Raw genomic sequence first — 21,048 nt, 5'->3', positions numbered from 1 at the left:
AGTATTTGATTATCATTGGTTTGATTTAATGTATTGGTTTTAGCTGCATCATTTTGTTACAGCTTACTGTTCGTTTTCGTTCAGATGTTTAACTTTCAGCTTTTTTTATACATTTGGTAAATTTGAATAATATGAAGATAGGCAATACTAGCTTTTTGATTGCTGCGGCAATCGGTTTTCTTACTGGGTGTAAACACAGCGAAACAAACAATGCAATTACCGGCGATGAAATAAAAAGCCATATTGCCGTTTTGGCCGATGATTCCTTGCTGGGACGGAAGCCCTTTACCATTGGCGAGACAAAGGCCATTAACTATATTTCATCCCAATTTAAAAAACTGGGATTGGAGCCAGGGAATAACGGCAGTTATTTTCAGGAAGTACCGATGGTTGAAATTACTAGTACGCCATCAGCAATTATGCAGATTTCCGGTGACAAAACCAATATCAGCCTGAGCGCTTTAACTGATTTTGTTGCATCAACCCGCCGCGAGGTAGATACGGTGACCCTTAAAAATTCACCATTGGTGTTTGCCGGCTATGGGATAGTGGCGCCCGAATATCATTGGAATGATTATGCAGGACTTGATGTAAAAGGCAAAACGGTAGTAGTACTGGTTAATGATCCCGGATTTAAATCGGGCGACCGTACTTTATTTAAAGGAGATACCATGACCTATTATGGCCGGTGGACCTATAAATATGAAGAAGCAGCGCGGCAGGGTGCGGCAGGGATTATTATTGTTCACCAAACCGAACCAGCAAGTTATGGCTGGAGTGTGGTTACCAATAGCTTTACTGGTGCTAAGCTTTATCTACAACAAAAAGATAAACATCTTTCAAGGTGTAAGGTGGAAGGCTGGATAACCGAAGACGCTGCCAAAAAGCTTTTATCAGCAGCAGGTATTACCGGCGACATCAGGGCAATAGCACGTAAACGTGATTTCAAAGCCATCCCTTTAAATCTGAATGCCACATTAACTGTTCAAACCAAACTAAAATATTCAACATCGCATAATGTGGTGGCGGTATTAAAAGGCAGCACCAGTCCTGATGAATGCATTCTTTACACTGCTCATTGGGATCATTTGGGCGTAGGTAAACCCGATGCCAAAGGAGACAGCATTTATAATGGTGCGGTTGACAACGCCAGCGGGGTAGCTGCTGTGCTTAGTGTTGCTAAAGCATTTACCCAATTAAAGGATAAGCCCAAACGCACTATTGTGTTTTTAGCAGTGACTGCTGAAGAGCAGGGGTTGCTGGGTTCTGAATATTACGCCACGCATCCTATTTTTCCGCTTAACAAAACGGTTGCCGACCTAAATATGGATGCCCTTGGCGATTACGGCGAAACCAACGATTTTGCTATAACAGGAAAAGGTCAGAATGATTTGGATGATTATGTGAAAACCTATACCGATGAACATGGCAAGAAAGTTACCGGTGACAAGAATCCCGGAGCTGGCAGTTATTACCGTTCAGACCATTTTAACTTTGCCAAAGTTGGTGTACCCGCGCTTGATTTGAACAACGGAGCCGAAAGTACTGCTCATGGGGAAGCTTGGGGTAAACAAAAACAAAATGAGTATAACAATTTGCACTATCACCAGCCATCGGATAATTATACTCCGGCTATGAATGCTGATGGTATGGCCCAGGTGGCTAATTTACTTTTTGCCGTGGGCGATAAATTAGCCAATGAAACCACCTTTCCGGGTTGGAAAAACGGATCGGAGTTTAAGGCTGTAAGGGAGAAATCGATAGGCAAATAACATGCTTAATTTTACTGTGCCAGGTGTGCCACGTGTACCGGGGCACACCTGCCACAGTAAACTGGTAAGCTTTTTTAAATAAAAAATCCATTCGTTTAATTGCGGATGGATTTCTTTTTATGGGGTTTCCCCCGGCGATATATGATAGAGTTATTAAGCGCTTTAACGGGCTTAATAAGCGTAGTTTAATTGTTCATTTTAGCTATCTGGTAGCACTCATAAGCCAGATGCCTGTTATAATCATTGGTGATACTTTTATAAGTAAACAGGTCAATCAATGTTCCGATACCGAGGAAACCTCCAGTGAAAAAATAAAGCAGGCCGATAATAATCTGACCGGTCATAAATCTTTGAATTCCTGCAAGGCCCAAAAATCCCAGCAGCGTGGCCAGTAAAATATCATTTGGATTTTTTCTCCTGTCGTTATAAACCAGCATAAAAGTTTGCATCTGATTTTGGTTCAGCCCGGCTGATGCATGGTGGATAAAGCTGTATTCATCCATCGTCATGCTTTCAAATGTTGTATAGGTGCTTTGGTAAGTGTTCATCTTTTTATGTTTTAACAGCATTGATTAAATTTGTTGATGTAAAATTAATCGCTATTAAAAAAATGACAACGCCAATTAGGTTAGCTCTAAAAACAAGTCGGTGAGCCCCCGTTTTTTAGCGGTGAAAATTTGGAAGATGATGCTAAATGAACCAATAAACTACAAACTGTAGTCCCGTTCCACTTTACAGATTCTTACCTTAAAATCCTCATACCATTTTTCACGACCAGTTTTTTGAGCAAACTGATGACTGGTATTGGCTTTCCAGTTTTTGATGTCCTCCAGCGAGCGCCAGTAAGAAACGGTAATACCCAATCCGTCACGGGCCGATTCAATACCTAAGTATCCGGGTTGCTTTTTGGCCAGTTCGTCCATCGCATCAGACATAACATTATAGCCATTGTCTCCTTCTGTACGGAGCGAGGTGAAAATAACGGCGTAATAGGGGGTAGGTGGGGTGTTTGCTATCATATAATTAATATGTAAATATGCGGCTGTGCGAATTTATAAAACGATATTGATTGTGTTCAGAAGTTGAGGCCTAATTTTATATTTAAATCTCATAAAAAAGGCTCCTTTGCGGGAGCCTTTTTTATGGAAAACTATAATAGCTTGTGGAAGCTTAGTTTTTTATCAGCACATCCACACATCAGCACATCAATTTCACGTCCCGAATTCTGGAGTAGTTACTTCGCTTTCTTCAAATTCGTAATCTGTTAACGGTGGGCAAGAGCAGATCAGCGTTCTGTCGCCATAAGTATCGTTAACACGACCAACCGATGGCCAGAATTTGTATGCAGCTACATAAGGCAGCGGGAAAGCTGCTTTTTGCCTGCTGTATGGATGCTCCCATTCATTGGCAGTAATAACTGCCGCAGTATGCGGTGCATTTTTAAGCGGGTTATCTGTTTTATCCAAAATGCCTTTTTCTACATGATCAATTTCATGACGGATGCTGATCATCGCATCACAAAAACGATCCAGCTCATGTTTAGGCTCTGATTCTGTAGGCTCAACCATTACTGTTCCGGCAACCGGGAACGATACAGTTGGCGCATGGAAACCATAATCCATTAAACGTTTAGCAATATCGGTAACCTCAATACCGAAGTTTTTAAATGAGCGGCAATCTAATATCATTTCGTGCGCACAACGGTTATTAGCGCCGGTGTACAGTACAGGGTAGTGGTGTTCTAAACGGGCCTTAATATAGTTGGCGTTTAATATAGCATAGCGTGTTGCATTGGTTAAACCTTCGGCACCCATCATAGCAATATAAGCATGAGAGATGATCAGGATTGATGCAGATCCCCAAGGTGCTGATGACACTGCATGGATAGACTTACCTTTATCAATATCAACTACCGCATGTCCCGGTAAAAACGGAACCAGGTGTTTAGCTACGCCGATTGGTCCCATACCCGGGCCACCACCACCATGCGGAATGCAGAATGTTTTATGCAGATTGAGGTGGCAAACATCGGCACCGATATTGGCAGGGCTGGTTAAACCAACCTGTGCATTCATGTTAGCGCCATCCATATAAACCTGGCCGCCATTTTCATGGATAATCTCGCAGATTTCAATGATTGATTCTTCAAACACACCATGGGTTGACGGGTAAGTTACCATTAAACATGAAAGCTCATTTTTATACTGTTCAGCTTTTGCTTTCAGGTCAGCAACATCAATGTTTCCGTTATCATCGCATCTAACTACTACTATCTTCATACCAGCCATTGCCGCTGAAGCAGGGTTGGTACCATGTGCAGATGATGGGATCAAAGCAATATTACGGTGGTCATCGCCTCTGTCTTTATGATAAGCGCGGATAACCATTAATCCGGCGTATTCGCCTTGTGCACCAGCGTTTGGCTGTAAGCTCATGGCTGCAAAGCCGGTGATTTCGCTAAGCCAGTTATTCAGTTCATCAAATATTTGCATATAGCCGCCAACCTGGTCGGTTGGTGCAAAAGGATGGATCTTGCTAAACTCAGCCCAGGTAACCGGTACCATTTCAGTAGTAGCATTTAGTTTCATTGTACACGATCCTAAAGCAATCATAGAGTGGCAAAGGGATAAGTCTTTTGCTTCTAATGATTTGATATAACGCAGCATCTCATGCTCTGAATGATGCGTGTTGAATAAAGCATGCGTTAAATAAGCCGATTTACGTTGCAGTTCAGCTGGGATAACTGTTTCAATATTTTCTTTTAACTCATCAAAGCTTACATCGTTCAGTGTTTTGCCCTTTACTTTGGCAAAGAAGCGAACAATGGTTTTGATATCTTCTGCTGAAGTAGTTTCGTCGATAGAAATGGTAACTTCCGAGCCTTTGTAGTGGAAGTTCATTTCATTGTTAAGTGCTTCGGAATGTATCGGGCCAACTAAATTCCCCAAATCAAACTTAACGGTATCGAAATAAGCTTCGTTTAGTTGCTCGTAGCCTAATTGTTTTAATGATTTAGAAAGCAGTATACCAAGACCGTGAATTCTTTCGGCAATTAATTTAATACCTGTAGGGCCATGGTAAACGGCATACATACCAGCCATAATAGCCAGTAATGCTTGCGCTGTACAAATATTTGAAGTTGCTTTATCTCTGCGGATGTGTTGCTCGCGGGTTTGCAAAGCCATGCGCAGGGCATAATTACCTGCACTGTCAATAGTGACCCCAATAATACGACCCGGGATTGAGCGTTTATATTCTTCTTTAGTTGCAAAAAATGCAGCATGAGGACCGCCAAAGCCCATTGGTACGCCAAAACGCTGACTGGTGCCTACTACAATATCGGCACCCCACTCACCCGGAGGGGTTAAAAGCACAAGGCTCATTAAATCGGCAACAACGGTTAGTTTAATGCTTTTTTCGTGTGCACTTGCAGCAAAACTAGTATAATTATAAACCACGCCGTTACCAGCAGGGTACTGAACAATGGCGCCAAACATGTTGTCGGTTAATTCGACAGTGTTGTGATTGCCAATTTGCAATTCGATACCGTAAGGTTGCGCGCGGGTTTTTAAAATATCAATGGTTTGTGGAAATATGTCTTCAGATACAAAGAATACATTTGCACTTTGATTTTTACGCAGACTGTATTGCATAAACATAGCCTCAGCAGCAGCAGTACCTTCGTCCAGTAGTGATGCATTGGCGATTTCCATACCGGTAAGATCAATTACCATAGTTTGGAAATTTAACAAGGCTTGCAGACGGCCCTGTGCAATCTCGGCTTGATATGGGGTATATTGTGTATACCATCCGGGATTTTCAAGGATGTTTCTTTGAATAACACCCGGTACTATTACGTCATAATAGCCCTGGCCTATAAAAGATTTAAATACCTTGTTTTTTGATGCAGTCTGCTTTAAGGTATTCAGGTAATCAAACTCGCTTTTTGCGGGTGGCAGGTTAAGCGGGGCTTTTAGCCTGATTTTTTGCGGAACCGTTTGACCGATTAAATCAGTCAATGAGTTCACGCCGATTGTTTTTAACATTTGCGCGGTATCTGCCTCATTTGGCGCGATATGCCGCTCCTGAAATTTTTCCTGATAATCGATATTCAGCTTCATCAAATTTGTGTCCCTTCAATTTTTTGCAAAGGTACACTTTTACCTTTTGAGTATCAATTGTTAACCTGATAGTGACAATGGTTTTACATAGAAAAATAGTAAACCATTTTTTTTGAAAGTTCAATACCTTGTTTATGCTTGTAAAATAAAGATATTAAGAAAGTTAGTTAATTAATAGCCAACTGCTTCAAATACATTTGTATAGTATTTTCCAGACCGTAATATAAAGCATCGCTTATTAATGCATGGCCTATACTTACTTCATCAAGTCCCTGAATGTTTTCAGCAAAATATTTCAGGTTTTGAAGGTCAAGATCGTGCCCGGCATTAATTCCTAACCCGTTTTTTTGAGCAACTTCTGCTGCCTGTATGTAAGGGGCAATGGCCAGTTCTCTGCCCTGGTTATAATGATGTGCATATGCCTCGGTATAGAGCTCTATGCGATCTGTACCAGTAGTGGCAGCTGCTTCCACCATTTTAGCAATCGGATCAACAAAAATAGAAACCCTGATGCCTGCTTGTTTAAATACTGCAATCATATCCTGTAAATAATGCTGGTTGATAATAGTATCCCAGCCATGGTTGGATGTAATTTGCCCTAAAACATCAGGCACCAAAGTTACCTGCTCAGGTTTGTTGGCTAAAACCAAATCAATAAACTTTTGTTCCTGGCAATTACCTTCAATATTAAATTCGGTAGTTACTATCTTTTTTAATTCGAAAACATCATTATACCGGATGTGTCTTTCATCGGGGCGGGGGTGTACGGTAATGCCCTGCGCGCCAAAACGCTCACAGTCTTTGGCTACTTGTATCAGATCGGGATTATTGCCGCCACGTGAATTGCGAAGCGTCGCTATTTTATTGATGTTGACAGATAAACGGGTCATGTTGATTACGGATTACGGATGTTCAATTTCGGATTTGATTTGAAAATTTCTTGAGTTATTAAATTTTTCAAACATAATCCTCATTGCAAACTTAATATACTAATTTCGAAATCGAACATCTTGCATCAAAAATGAAACAACTCTGCCTATTTATTTTATTAATCGGTTCAACAATAATAGCTAAGGCACAAACCAATTATTTAAATATAAGTAATTATAAAGTTTACTATGGGTGGGCTCACCATTTCCCACAGGACTGGATGATTATCCGTCAGTTTGAAAATAGTGGGAAAAGCTACCTTTTCCTGGTTAACCCTCAAACGCTGGAAACTAAGATTGATGAAGCTGGCTTTTATGAAGTAAAATCCATGACTTATGCAGTTGCAAGGGCTTATTTCAGAAACACACCTTATATTAAAGCTATTGATAGGGCCGAAAAACAATCAAAAAACATCCAGGATGCAGGTATTGAAAGTGGACTACCTAAAGAAACAGGTATAAGTCTAACAGCTGATCTTTGTCCGTCGCACCGTCCTTTGGACAGGGTTATTTTTACCGATATTTATCAGCAATTTCAAAAAGTAGAAACTCCGGTACCGGTAGCATTATCCATCACCGGGGTATGGATGCGTCAGCATCAGAACGATCTCCAATGGTTAAAGCAATTACAGAAAGAGCATGAAATTTATATTACCTGGATCAATCATTCATACAATCACCGGGTAAGTGCTAAACTGCCGCTAAAAGAAAATTTTTTACTGGAAGCAGGTACCGATATTAATTATGAAGTATTGGAAACGGAAAAAGCCATGCTTAAAAATGGCTTGCTTCCTTCTATATTTTTTAGGTTTCCAGGTTTGGTTTCTGATCAGCAATTGGTATACAAGATAACCAATTTTGGATTGATCCCAATTGGTACGGATGCCTGGTTAGCCAAAGGGCAAGCATCACAACCCGGAAGTATTGTTTTGATTCATGCTAATGGAAATGAGCCAGTTGGGGTAAATGATTTTATTAACCTGCTTAAATCAAAAACTCAATCAATTGCTAAAAAACAATGGCTCTTGTACGATTTAAGAGAAAGTGTTGATGAAGAGTTTGAAAGCGATAGTTCCAAGGTACATTAATCCTAACAAGCTTCGGATTACTCGAGTTGGCCAAGTTGGCCATTTAGCTTAGTAACTTCTTTTGCATGGAATGATTTTTCTAATGCGGCAACCAGCTCTTTAATATTGAGTGGTTTTGATATGAAATTGTTCATACCCGCATCTAGGCAATCAATTTTATCCTCTGTCATGGCACTGGCGGTAAGTGCTATGATATAAGGCTGTGCTATATTGCTTTTGCGGATAATCCTGGTTGTTTCCAAACCGTCCAATTCTGGCATCTGAACATCCATCAAAATAACATCAAAAAAAGTTGTACTGATAACATCAATTGCCTGGCTTCCATTATTAACTATCCTTGGAGAATAGCCCAGTTTTGAAACTATTTTTAAGATTAGTTTTTGGTTAATTGGATTATCTTCCGCGATTAAAACACTCATCGGATATTTCTGCGCAAATTCTTCAGATAGCAGAGCAACGGATGTTTTTTCTGGGATGGTAATTTGATTGTTTTTAAGCTCTACCTGGATAACGTTACACAGCTGTTGTTGCTTTACCGGTTTAAGTAATATTTTATCGGCGATACTTTTGTTTTTTATTTTCTCAAGCACCGAACACAATAATATAATGGGTAATTCTTTATCAATATTTTTAATAGCCTGTGTTAATTCCAGCGTATCTGTTCCTGGAATATTGGCGCCGGTAATTACCAGATGAAATTTTTCTTGCGTCAGGTATTTTAATGCATCAAAAGCAGTTAAAGCAATTTCAGATTTTAGTTTCCATTGATTAAGTTGATCCTGCAAAATATGAAGGGCAGTTAAATTATGATCAATAAGCAATATCTTTTTGTGCTCAGCACCGGTTATATCGCAAAATATACCATTGTATGCTGATGGGTTGTCGGTACTGCTTTTAATGTTAAATATAACTGTTGTGCCGCTTCCATGTTCACTTTCGATAGAAATTTGACCATCCATTAATTCAATTAAACGTTCGCATATTACCAGACCCAATCCTGTGCCTCCGTGTTTACGCGTTGTAGATGCATCTACCTGTGAAAATGCTTTAAATAAGCGCTTTAACTTGTTGGCTGGTATTCCAATACCTGTATCTTTTATCTTAAAGCCAACATCAATATTACTATCTGCTTTTTCCAGTAAGTCAACTTCAATTAAGATTTGCCCTTTGCTGGTGAATTTTATTGCGTTGCTTATCAGGTTTAGTAAAATTTGCCTGATGCGTAATTTGTCGCCTACCAATTGAGCTGGCAAATTGGGATCAATTTTATATAAAAGATCGAGTTGCTTTTTAGCGGCGGCCTCCGAAAAAATATCCAGCACATCTTCAATACACTGACGCAGGTCAAAACCATGATGATCAAGCTCCATCTGTCCCGACTCAATTTTTGAAAAGTCGAGTATGTCATTGATCACGTTTAGCAGGTTTTCACCACTAACCCGTATAATTTCTGCATATTCACGCTGTTCATCATTTAATGGTGTTTCAAAAAGCAATGAGGTCATTCCTAACACACCATTCATAGGCGTTCTTATTTCATGACTCATGGTAGCCAGGAAAACACTTTTGGCTTTATTTGCCTTTTCAGCTTCCTTGCGGGCTTCCAATTCGTGCTCCTTTTGCTCTTCCAGCTCAATATTTAATTCCTGCAAATGGTCTGACTGCGATTGTAATTCTTCCGATTGTGCCTGTAGTTCCTCGTTTAATGATTGTAATTCCTCCGATTGTGATTGTAGTTCTTCTGATTGTTTAACAACTTCTGCTGTTTGTTCTTTAACCAGTTTTTTAAGCTCTTTTTGTCGTTTTTTTATGGCGTAAATACGATAACGGTTATAACTGAACATGGCAATTATACCTGTAGCAATTAAAATAACCCGAAACCACCATGCCATCCAGAAGGGTGGTACAATAATAATTTTTATGCTCGAAGGCGCAGTATTCCAAATGCCATCGTTATTAGCTGCTTTAACTTTAAAAGTGTAGGTGCCTGGATACAGATTAGTATAGGTAGCTTTTCTTTGCGTGCCTACATAGTTCCAATCTTTTTCAAAACCTTCCAGTTTATATGCGTATGAATTTGTACCTGGTAAAGTATAATTAAGAGAGCTAAACCCAATGGTAAATACTGATTGTGAATAAGCTAACCGGATAACCTTAGTTTCAGTAATGGCCGTTTTAAGAACCGAGTTTTCACCAACGGGCACCTTTTTGTTAAACAGCTGGAAATCTGTAAATACTACCGGGTGATTTTGCTCATTTATAGAAAGGTGTTGTGGGTCAATGATATTAAAGCCATTATGACCGCCAAAAAATAGTTGGTCATTATCGTTTTTTAAAACAGCTCCCATAAAAAATTCATACCCTTGTAAGTTGTTGGCTACTGTGAATTTCCGTAATTCGTGCGCATCGGCCTTAAAACTGATAAGACCCTGGTTTGTGCCTATCCATATAAAGCCCTCGGCATCTTCAGTAATACTGTTAATTATGGAGTATCCTGAGCCTGTTGGAAATTTATATGCTGAAAAAGTTTTTTTCTGACGATCAAACAAATTCAGGCCGCCATCCAATGTTCCTACCCATATATTTCTTTTACTATCTTCAAATATCGAAATAACAATGTTGCTGGTAATACCGCTATTGTATGTTTTAAAATGAATAAAGTTATCCTGTTCTGGGTTGTATAAATTTAATCCGGCAAACGTGCCAATCCATATATTGCCTTCCCGGTCTTTATAAATGGTCCTTACGTCATTGTTAGTTAAGCAGTTAAGTGTGTCTTGTGGGTCGTATTTGTATCGTTTTATTACTTTTGATTGATGGATAACATTTATGCCTTCGTTATCCATGCCTACCCAAATATCATTATGTTTATCCTGCTCAATGGCAAAAACAATATCGCCACTTATTTGATTGGGGTTATTGCCTGTAGCAAAATGAGCTATTTTTTGCGTTTTACTGTTCAGTAAGTCCAGACCTGCATCATAATAACCAACCCATAAATTTTTTTGATTGTCCTGTAATAATTTTAAGATGTGATTGCCACTGATTGTGTTTTTGTTTCGGGTGTTGGGGCTATAATGAGTAAATAATCTGGTGTTTTGATTAAAGAAATTTAATCCTCCACCATCAGTTCCAATCCAATAACCTTTGTCTGTTTGTGCAAATGAAGTAACGATATTATTGCTTAAACTCCTGGCATCATTTGAAAATTTATAATAATATTCAAATGACGATAAATTGGAATCATAATATTTTACGCCGGAATCATAAGTCCCTACCCATAAAATTCCACTGCTTTCATAAATACATCCTATTGAATTATTCTGATCGATATTTAGCCTGTCGTCATTAATATAATGGGTAAATGTGCTGGTACTCTCATTAAATAAGTCAAGCCCATCTTCCGTACCTATCCAAATATTATGGTTACCCGCCGTTGCCAGGGTAAATACGTTATTATTGGTGATAGACCATTTGTTTTGTAACTGATGACGGAAACTAGTGAAAGTATGACTTTTTAAATTTAAATAATAAAGCCCATTTCCGGCCGAACCTATGTAGAGGTTACCATCCTGATTTTTTAAAAGTTTATTAACAGGGGCATCACTTAGTCCAACGGCATCTTTGTTATCATAAGTTTTAGTAAAACCTGTTTTATAATTAAATATTAATAACCCGTTTCCTGTACCTAACCATATATTGCTTTCATTATCCTGGACTATGGAAAAAATATGATGTTCGGGTAAATCCTCTCTGTTTTTGGCGAAGAAGAATCTTTTAAAAGTTTTATTTTTTATGTCGAGCAGATTAAGGCCCGAATAAGCACCCACCCATATATTACCTTCTTTGTCCTGGAAAATAGAGTTTACGTCATTATTTGATAAGGAGTGATCATCCGTTTTACAACTGGTAAAGTTGTTAAATGAATCAGTTTCCTGGTTGTATAAACTTAAGCCACCATTGCTGCCGATCCAAATATTGCCGGCTTTGTCTTCAAAAATTACAGTAATATTATTTGATGGTAAAGAATGTTTGTCTTCAGCATGGTGCCTGTAAATAGTAAAAGAATAACCATCATAGCGGTTTAAGCCATCATCGGTTGCAAACCACATAAATCCTAAACGGTCTTTAATAACACATTTTACATCGCTTTGCGAAAGCCCGTTATCAATAGTAAGTGATGAAAATTTCACCACCTTATTTTGACCTGAAGCAGCGGAAGTTGCCAGGAATAAAATGCAGCACAATACATACAGGGGTATCTTTAATGGGTTAAACTTAGGGTTTATCATCAATAGTTTTTAAAAATACTTTATAGAAAATTCAGGCGATAAAATAATATTAGGTTTAATAATATGATAATATTATTTAGTGTTGAATGTAACCTTCTACGATTGTTGTATTATAAAGGTTATGTAACTATAAAACACACAGGAATATAGGGAGATATTTATGTAATATTACCCTATAAAATAACAAGAAAAGTGTGAATAACTAGGCGATAACCTCGTTAGGCGTTTGAATTTGGTTGAGCGATAGGGGAATGAGCTTCTTTGTTTTCAGATAGGTAACGGTTACAATAACCAGCGTCATACTTCCTCCAAAAATAACTGACGGCACAGTGCCTAAAAGTTTAGCTGCCGTACCTGATTCAAAGGCACCGATTTCATTTGATGAGCCAATAAACATGGAATTTACGGCCGATACGCGACCCCGCATATGATCGGGCGTTAAAAGCTGCATAATAGTGCCGCGGATAATTACACTTACGCTGTCAAATGCGCCCTCGGTAAATAAAAAGATGAGCGAAAGATAAAAGCTTCTGGAAAGTCCAAAGCAAATAATAGATAAGCCGAAGCCGGTAACTGCTATTAATAAATTGCGCCATGGTTTACCCATAGGCGAGAATTTTGCCATAGCCAACATGGTTAATACTGCACCTAATGATGAAGTTGCCCGCATTACTCCTAGTCCTTCAGATCCTACTTTCAAAATATCATTAGCAAAAACTGGTAATAGTGCAACTGCGCCACCAAAGAACACAGAAAATAGATCGAGACTCATAGCCCAAATTAGCATTTTGCTTTTAAACACAAAATCTATCCCTTCCGATAAGCTCTTCCAGATACTTTCCTTCGGAATGTAAACAGGAGGATAAGATCTTAAAAGGTATATAAGTACTATGGATAATAGCAGAAAAAATAATATAACACTAAAAGCAGCTGTTATGCCATAAAAGCCATAAATTAAACCACCCGCAGCAGGCCCCAATATAGAGGCAACTTGCCAGCTCGAACTGCTCCAGGTACTTCCATTTGGATAGATTTCTTTTGGAATGCTATGCGCATATATGGTAAATGTAGCCGGTCCATAAAATGCACGCGCCAATCCATTTAAAAATATCATCAAATAAATAATAGGCACTATCCAGTCTTTATGAATATACACGTTCATGCTTTTCATTGTAACAAAAAACATAACTAACGATGCAAACATTACCAATCCCGAAATAATGAGGAGCATTTTTCTTTTTTCAGATTTATCGGCCACATAGCCACCGTATAGGGCGATTCCTATAGCCGGAATAGCCTCGCAAAGGCCTACCATACCCAATGCAAAAGCACTTTTAGTAAGCTGATAAATATAAAAACCGATAATTACGGCCTGCATTTGATAAGCGAAAGTAAAAAAGAAACGCATCCCAAGGTAGGAGCGAAAATCTTTGTATCGCAATGCAGCAAAAGAATCTTTTATAGGTAAACTGTCTCCTTCTTCTGACACTATTAGATGTTTAAGTTGGCGAATTTACAATTTGTAATTTACGAATGGACATAAAAAATGATACCTGCTGGTAATTTTGCAATTACACTGCAGGTATCGGTAATGGGCTTTAATTAAAAACCATGCTGGTCAATCAAATAAATCAGCGAGGCCATTGCTGCTGATCCCAGCTCAAGCTCGCGTTTATTTACATTTTCAAATACATCTTTTGCGGTATGATGTAAATCGAAATAGCGTTGTGAATCAGGTAAGTAACCAATAAGTATTATAGATGGTACTGCTGTTCTTAAAGGTTCAATATCAGTTCCCCCACCTCCGGCTATTAATTTGTCGGCATCATAAGGTTCCAGTAAAGGTTTCCAATTTTGTTTAACGTTTTTTAATGCGGCTGCCGATAATCCGGTAAAGCCAAAACCGCGAGGGGTAAAGCCACCTTCATCCGTTTCAATTGCAGCAATATGCTCTTCTTTATTTTTTGCAGCAAGTTCTGCATATTTTTCACCACCCTTATCTCCGTTTTCTTCGTTCATGAAAAATACTGCTCTTATCGAGTTTTTGGGGTGATAGCCTATAGTTTTTAAAATACGTAAAACTTCAAGTGATTGCATCACACCGGTGCCATCGTCATTAGCACCTTCAGCCAAATCCCAGGAATCCAGGTGACCACCAACAGTAATGAATTTATTAGGGTTTTCAGTTCCTTTTAACTCAGCGATCACGTTGTATGAAAGCACATCAGGCAATTGCTCACAGTTTTGTTTAAAGTAAAACTTAACAGCAGGAAGCTTCTTCAATTTTAACATGCTGCTTAGCAGGTTGGCTCCTTTGGTTGAGATAGCTGCTGCCGGTATTTTTATATCACCATAACGTGTAGTACCAGTATGTGGATAGTCATCAATAATTTCGGTAAGTGATCTTACAATAGCACCCACTGCGCCATATTTAGCAGCTTCAGCAGGCCCGGCAAAACGCTGGTCGCCGGCTGTTCCGTAAGCTCTGCCTGTTTCAATAAAACGGGGATCAAATGGCCTGTTAAAAAATACAATTTTGCCTTTTATAACACTTTCGCCAAGAGTTTTTAGTTCTGCTAAACTCTGTACTTCAATTACTTCGGCAGTAATGCCTTCTTTTGGAGTGGCGACCGACATACCTAAGGCAACAATAGGCACAGCGATTTCTTTGTCGCCATCAATAATTTTGGCAACTTCTTTATCGCCGCGAACCCAATGGGGTACCATAACTTCCTGCAAAAAAACATGATCAAAGCCGTAGCTGTCCATTAGTTTTTTGCTCCAGTCAACAGCCTTTTGAGCATTGGCAGATCCGCTGATTCTCTGGCCGATATTTTTGCACAAATAATGCAGGTTGTCATAAGCCTGGCCGTTAACCAGCGCTTCATCATAAATTTTTCGGATAGTTAATGAATCCTGTGCTTGCGAAATTGAAGCTGTAAGCAGGATGGAAAAGGATAGTAAAAGTTTTAATTTCATTATTGAGATCAGTTTAAGCAAATGTAATACTCTGCAACAAAATATCCCTATGCCTAAACACTCAACTTTTAATTTATGATATTTTATTCCAGCTTAATCCCTGCCCCTTTACCTGCAGTGTCTGATGGAGTATCTGGTTTTCGGGAAGGGTAAGTTGCGGATCTTTTTCAAATATACCCTCAACACATTTGCGCACGCTTATTAAAAGCTCCTGATCTGTGGCAATATTGGCTACTTTTAAATCGAGCACCCCGCTTTGTTGGGTTCCTTCAATATTACCCGGTCCGCGCAATTGTAAGTCTGTTTCGGCAATTTCAAAACCGTTATTGGTTTTTACCATAGTATCAAGCCTTATTTTGCCATCCCGGCTTAGTTTATGGCTGCTCATTAAAATACAAAAAGATTGCTCTGCACCACGGCCTACCCGTCCCCTTAACTGGTGTAATTGTGACAAGCCAAAGCGCTCCGAATTTTCGATGATCATGATGGATGCATTTGGAACATTTACCCCCACTTCGATCACGGTGGTGGCAACCATAATTTGCGTTTCGCCTTTTATAAAACGGTCCATTTCTACCTGTTTATCGGCAGCCTTCATTTTACCGTGCACAATGCTTAGCCGGTAATCAGGTAATGGAAATTCACGGGACATTACTTCAATGCCATCCATCAGGTTCTTAAGGTCGAGTTTTTCGCTTTCCTGTATTAATGGATAAACCACATAAACCTGGCGCCCTTTGGCGATTTCCTGCTTCATGAAACCAAACATGCGCAAACGCTGAGTGTCATAATAATGAACCGTTTGGATAGGCTTACGACCTGCCGGTAATTCATCAATTATAGAAATATCCAGGTCGCCGTACAGGGTCATGGCCAGGGTACGGGGAATAGGGGTGGCCGTCATCACCAATATGTGTGGTGGAATAATATTTTTTCGCCACAATCTAGCTCTTTGCTCCACGCCGAAACGATGCTGCTCATCAATAACTACAAAGCCCAGGTTTTTATATTGCACCTTGTCTTCGATAAGTGCATGAGTGCCTATCAGTATTTTAAGCTGTCCGTTTTCAAGCTTTTCGTGTAAAACCTTGCGTGCTTTTTGCGGGGTTGAACCAGTTAGCAAACCAACTTCAATAAAATCATCACCAACCAACTCTTTTATGGTTTGATAATGTTGATTGGCCAATATTTCTGTAGGTGCCATTATGCAGGCCTGGAAACCATTATCAATGGCTATCAGCATGCTCATTAAAGCCACAACTGTTTTCCCGCTACCAACATCACCCTGCAACAAACGGTTCATTTGCACGCCGCGTTGTGTATCTAGTCTTATTTCCTTTAAAACTCTTTTTTGGGCATTGGTTAAAGGGAATGGGAGTTTTTCATGGTAAAACTGGTTAAACAGTTCACCAACAGTTCCAAAAATGTTTCCTTTAAACTTTTGGGTGTGCAGTAATTTATTTCGCAATAGCCTGAATTGCAGAAAAAACAATTCTTCAAATTTTAGCCGGTGTATTGCTTCAGTAAGCTTTGTTGCATCTTCAGGAAAATGAATGTTACGATATGCATTAGCCAGGTCAATCAACTTAAAGCGATTAATCAGGTATAATGGCAGGTTTTCGTGGATATCTTTTAATTGCTGTTCCAGTAAAATGGCCACCAGTTTTTGGATGCCTTTACTATCTAACGAAAACTGTTTTAATTTTTCCGTTGAACTGTAAGCAGGCTGTAGCGTCAAATTCCCTTTACGCTGTTGTACCTCTGTCGAATAAAGTTCCATCTCGGGATGGGCCATCTGGGCCTTTCCATTGAAAAAGCCAGGTTTGCCAAACAATACATAAACTTTACCTGGGATTAATGCTTTTTCAATCCACTTAACACCCTGAAACCATACCAATTCAATGGCTCCGGTATCATCATGTGCTTGCGCAACTAAACGTTTAGTATGTTTCTCGCCAATAATTTCTTTTTGGGTGAGGCGGGCAAGCATCTGTACATAAGGCATATCGGCATTAATATCCCTTACTTTATAAAACCGGGTACGGTCGATATATTTAAACGGGAAATGACGTAGCAGATCCTCAAAATTAAATATCTGCAGTTCTTTTTTCAGAACATCGGCGCGACTTACACCAACACCCTTTAAATATTCAATAGGAGTTTGAAATACCTGGCTGTTCAATTTTTACAGATATAATCAGGGTTTAATTGCAGTAATGGATATCTCAACATTTACACCTTTAGGGAGGCCCGCAACCTGTACCGTTTCACGTGCAGGGAAATCTCCTTTAAAATAGGTGCCATAAATTTCATTTACCTGTGCAAAGTTTTGCATATCCATTAAAAATATGGTGGTTTTTATAATATGGCCAAAGTCAATACCTGCTGTGATAAGTATAGCTTTAATGTTTTCCATTACCTGTTTGGTTTCTGCCTTAATATCATCCAGTACCAGGTTGCCTGTTGCCGGATTGATAGCTATTTGCCCGGAAGCGAAAACAAAATTTCCAGCAATTATGGCTTGGCTATATGGACCTATTGGTTCGGGAGCATTTTGGGTATAAACTACAGTCTTCATGAGCTAATTGTTTTTGGCGCAAATATGCAATAGCACGGTTTGCTTTTTGAATGATAAAATAGATTAAGGATTTGATTTACTTTTTTAATATAAACCATTGAATTAGTTTCCAGATAATGCCAAGCAGAAATACAGTAATAGCAATAGCATTAATGGTATGCATTACTTTAAGATTAAAGCTGGTAGGCCTGTTTGGATCTTTTTTTCTGAAAAAATACATGTAGCAAATTTACTGAAAATTTTTACTGAATAATAAGCTATAAAATTGAAAAAGGCTCACCATGGTAAGCCTTTTTCAATTTTACATTGTTGTAATATTATTTGTGGAATTCAACACGGCGGTTTAATATACGACCGTCTTCAGTTGAGTTATCAGCAATTGGATGAGTTTCACCGTATCCTTTGACTTTTAAACGCTTAGCATCAACACCTGAGTTTACCAGGTAGGTTTTTACGGAGTTAGCGCGATCTTTCGAAAGGCGGATGTTGTGGGCCGCGGTTCCTTCTGATGAAGCATAGCCTGCTAATGTAACCTCACTGCTGTTTGCTTTTAAATCAGCGGCAGTTGCGTCTAATACTGGGTATGAAGCAGTTTTTAGTACAGAGCTGTCAAATTCAAACTGAATGTTTCCGTAAGGCGCAACTTTAGGCGCGGCACCAATAACTACTGTATCGCGTTTAGGGAAAATAATAGGGCAACCTGAACCATCAACAACTGTACCTGCAAGGGTATTAGGGCATTTATCAAACTGATCGGAAACTCCATCACCATCTGAGTCTTTTTTCAGGTCGCTTATAACAGCTTCAACATTGGCAATTCGGCCTTTCAAAACTTCAACTTCTTTACGAAGTTCGGCATCGTACAATTCATCATACATTTGGGCAACTGGGTTTACCCACTCTAAGCTTTGTTTTGATTTAGGACCGAATGTGTACTCTAAACCGGCATAACCATATGAGTAACTATTTTCAGACGGATATTTAGCATGAACGCCTGTTAAGTTAAAGCCGTCAACAAAGTTTTCAGTATAACCAAGGTTAAAATCCATTTGTGGCGATAGTCTGAACTTAACGCCTGTACCGATAGGAATAAATAATTCTTTTATGTAGCTATTATAAGGTACAGAATTTCCATCGCTACCGGTTGGAGTTGGTTTGTACCAATCTAAACCGGCACCACCAGATATGTAAAAGTTAATAGTGCTTTTACGATGAAGGATACTAATATTGCCAAAGTTGATTACTCCGCTTAAGCTTCCGGAATAAAACTTGGTTGAAAAAGCTAAATATTGTGCACCACTAACGTCATCAGTTGTGTAACTTCCATTATTGTTACCTGCAAGTTTACCTCCGTGAAAATCCAATTGTAATCCGAAAGCGTGGCTAAGCTGATCTTTTACTGAAATGCCATACCCAATTTCTCCTTTGTTATGATTAAACGGATTAACACCTCCAGTGGCAACAGAAGGGGCAGTTATGCCTGCATTTACACCAATGCTCCAGGTATTGTATTGCCCTGCGCCACCAAATAATTTTGCATGGGATGAGCTATCAGCTATAGTCGTTTTTTTTACGGATTTTGCTGTATCGGTTTGTGCCGATGCCAAACTTGCGGACGCAAGAAGAATAACTGATAAGATGGTTGTTTTCTTAAATGAAAAGCAATTCATGATATTTTGCGGTTAAGGGTTTTATTTTGTGATGCTTATGTCAGTATTATAACAAACGTACAAAAAAAAACTAAATAATCTCCATAGCTAAATATGCATTGATTTTATCATTAAAAAACAGAGCAAAAAAAAACGGCTAACCATTTGGTTAGCCGTTTTTTTATAATACTTTTTACAAATATTATTTGTGGAATTCAACACGACGGTTTAATATACGACCATCTTCAGTTGAGTTATCAGCAATTGGGTGAGTTTCACCGTAACCTTTAACTTTGACACGTTTTGCGTCAACACCAGAGTTTACTAAGTAAGTTTTTACTGAGTTAGCACGGTCTTTTGATAAACGCAAGTTGTGAGAAGCAGTACCTTCTGATGAAGCGTAGCCAGCTAAAGTAACAACACTGCTATTTGATCTTAAGTCAGCAGAAGTAGCATCTAATACTGGGTATGAAGATGTTTTCAATACTGAACTGTCAAATTCAAACTGAATGTTGCTGTAAGGAGCAACAGCAGCAGTAGCAGCTTTAATAGTATCTGGTTTAGGGAACACGATAGGGCAACCTGAACCGTCAACAACTGTACCTGCAGGAGTGTTAGGGCATTTGTCAAATTGATCAGAAACACCGTCACCGTCTGAATCTTTTTTCAGGTCGCTAACTGCAGTTTCAACATTTGCAACACGGCCTTTTAAAGCTTCAACTTCCTGACGTAAAGCTGCATCATACAACTCGTCATACATCTGAGCAATTGGGTTTACCCATTCTAAACTTGGTTTAGATTTAGGACCGAAAGTGTACTCTAAACCAGCATAACCGTAAGAATATTTGTTTTCAGCAGGGTATTTGGTGTGAATTGCTTCAAGATTAAATCCATCCATGAAGTTTTCAGTGTAACCAAGGTTAAGTGATAATTGCTCGGTTAGTTTGAATTTAACACCTGCACCTACTGGAATAAATAATTCTTTAGCGTAGTGAGAGTAAGGGAAAGAATTTCCAGAAGGATCAACTGCAGTTGGTTTATACCACATTAAACCAGCACCACCTAATACGTAGAAATTAACAGAATTTTTACGGTGCAGGAAGCTAACGCTACCAACATCAACAACACCTGTTAAGCTTCCAGAATAAAAGTTAGTTGAAAAGCTTGAGTAAGGTAATCCGTTACCACTGTCAGTTGAGGTACCACCATTGTCGTTTCCGGCAAGTTTACCACCATGGAAATCAGCTTGTAAACCAAATGCATGGCTTAATTGATCTCTAACAGATAGTCCATAACCGAGTTCGGCTTTGTTGTGGGTAAATGGTGTAACACCACCTGTTGCCACTGAAGGAGCTGTTACACCAACGTTGACGCCAACGCTCCATGTGTTGTACTGACCAGCACCACCAAACAATTTTGGTGTTGAGGTACTGTCAGAAGTTTTCACTTTTTTCAATGATTTAGCAGTATCGGTTTGTGCTGAAGCGAAACCAACTGCCATCAAGGAAACAAATGAAAAGACGACTGTTTTCTTTAATGTAGAATAGTTCATAATTTTAAGATTAAACAATTTTAATTGTGATTTTTTTCAAAAATAGTAATAATGTTTGAAACCATATCCAAACTTTATTCCAATATTT

Annotated in this window: 14 protein-coding genes; 2 read left to right on the top strand and 12 right to left on the bottom strand. The window is 39.0% G+C overall.

What is annotated here, in order from left to right; translation table 11 throughout:
• The first annotated feature begins 131 nt into the window (after positions 1 to 131).
• Positions 132 to 1,772, top strand: coding sequence for a M28 family metallopeptidase (locus tag JN11_RS11710; RefSeq protein WP_144912755.1), 1,641 nt, complete (start codon positions 132 to 134; stop codon positions 1,770 to 1,772).
• A 185-nt stretch (positions 1,773 to 1,957) separates the two neighbouring features.
• On the opposite strand, the gene JN11_RS11705 is transcribed toward JN11_RS11710, so the two are convergent.
• From JN11_RS11705 to JN11_RS11690, 4 genes are all read right to left on the bottom strand, one after another.
• A complete protein-coding gene (locus JN11_RS11705) occupies positions 1,958 to 2,320 on the bottom strand; it encodes a TM2 domain-containing protein (protein ID WP_170227747.1) in 363 nt (120 codons plus the stop codon).
• A 159-nt stretch (positions 2,321 to 2,479) separates the two neighbouring features.
• On the bottom strand, positions 2,480 to 2,791 hold the full coding sequence (locus tag JN11_RS11700; protein WP_144912753.1) for an antibiotic biosynthesis monooxygenase family protein: 312 nt from the start codon (positions 2,789 to 2,791) through the stop codon (positions 2,480 to 2,482).
• Positions 2,792 to 2,983: 192 nt separating this feature from the next.
• Positions 2,984 to 5,893, bottom strand: a complete 2,910-nt coding sequence (gcvP, locus tag JN11_RS11695; RefSeq protein ID WP_144912751.1) for an aminomethyl-transferring glycine dehydrogenase — start codon at positions 5,891 to 5,893, stop codon at positions 2,984 to 2,986.
• Between the two features lie 167 nt (positions 5,894 to 6,060).
• A complete protein-coding gene (locus JN11_RS11690; RefSeq protein ID WP_144912749.1) occupies positions 6,061 to 6,783 on the bottom strand; it encodes a pyridoxine 5'-phosphate synthase in 723 nt (240 codons plus the stop codon).
• A 131-nt stretch (positions 6,784 to 6,914) separates the two neighbouring features.
• Here JN11_RS11690 and JN11_RS11685 point away from each other — a divergent pair, with 131 nt between their 5' ends.
• Positions 6,915 to 7,910: a polysaccharide deacetylase family protein gene (locus tag JN11_RS11685; protein ID WP_144912748.1), complete on the top strand. Its 996-nt coding sequence runs from the start codon at positions 6,915 to 6,917 to the stop codon at positions 7,908 to 7,910.
• A gap of 17 nt (positions 7,911 to 7,927) precedes the next feature.
• Here JN11_RS11685 and JN11_RS11680 read toward each other — a convergent pair whose 3' ends face one another.
• From JN11_RS11680 to JN11_RS11650, 8 genes are all read right to left on the bottom strand, one after another.
• Complete coding sequence (locus JN11_RS11680) at positions 7,928 to 12,202, bottom strand: hybrid sensor histidine kinase/response regulator (RefSeq protein ID WP_144912746.1); 4,275 nt, start codon at positions 12,200 to 12,202, stop codon at positions 7,928 to 7,930.
• A 202-nt stretch (positions 12,203 to 12,404) separates the two neighbouring features.
• On the bottom strand, positions 12,405 to 13,691 hold the full coding sequence (locus tag JN11_RS11675; protein ID WP_317131270.1) for an MFS transporter: 1,287 nt from the start codon (positions 13,689 to 13,691) through the stop codon (positions 12,405 to 12,407).
• A gap of 113 nt (positions 13,692 to 13,804) precedes the next feature.
• Positions 13,805 to 15,181, bottom strand: coding sequence for a M20/M25/M40 family metallo-hydrolase (locus JN11_RS11670; protein WP_144912742.1), 1,377 nt, complete (start codon positions 15,179 to 15,181; stop codon positions 13,805 to 13,807).
• A 73-nt stretch (positions 15,182 to 15,254) separates the two neighbouring features.
• Positions 15,255 to 17,363 carry an ATP-dependent DNA helicase RecG gene (gene recG / locus JN11_RS11665; RefSeq protein WP_144912741.1) on the bottom strand — a complete coding sequence of 703 codons (2,109 nt, stop codon included), beginning with the start codon at positions 17,361 to 17,363 and terminating at the stop codon, positions 15,255 to 15,257.
• Positions 17,364 to 17,378: 15 nt separating this feature from the next.
• A complete protein-coding gene (locus JN11_RS11660; protein ID WP_144912739.1) occupies positions 17,379 to 17,759 on the bottom strand; it encodes a RidA family protein in 381 nt (126 codons plus the stop codon).
• A gap of 76 nt (positions 17,760 to 17,835) precedes the next feature.
• Positions 17,836 to 17,979 carry a DUF6728 family protein gene (locus JN11_RS24430; RefSeq protein ID WP_170227746.1) on the bottom strand — a complete coding sequence of 48 codons (144 nt, stop codon included), beginning with the start codon at positions 17,977 to 17,979 and terminating at the stop codon, positions 17,836 to 17,838.
• Between the two features lie 97 nt (positions 17,980 to 18,076).
• Complete coding sequence (locus tag JN11_RS11655) at positions 18,077 to 19,429, bottom strand: OmpA family protein (RefSeq protein ID WP_144912737.1); 1,353 nt, start codon at positions 19,427 to 19,429, stop codon at positions 18,077 to 18,079.
• A 181-nt stretch (positions 19,430 to 19,610) separates the two neighbouring features.
• A complete protein-coding gene (locus JN11_RS11650; RefSeq protein WP_144912736.1) occupies positions 19,611 to 20,960 on the bottom strand; it encodes an OmpA family protein in 1,350 nt (449 codons plus the stop codon).
• Between the last annotated feature and the right edge of the window lie 88 nt (positions 20,961 to 21,048).

Origin of the sequence: Mucilaginibacter frigoritolerans (assembly GCF_007830615.1) — a bacterium.
GTDB lineage: Bacteria > Bacteroidota > Bacteroidia > Sphingobacteriales > Sphingobacteriaceae > Mucilaginibacter > Mucilaginibacter frigoritolerans.
This window is presented reverse-complemented; position numbering and strand designations above follow the sequence as displayed.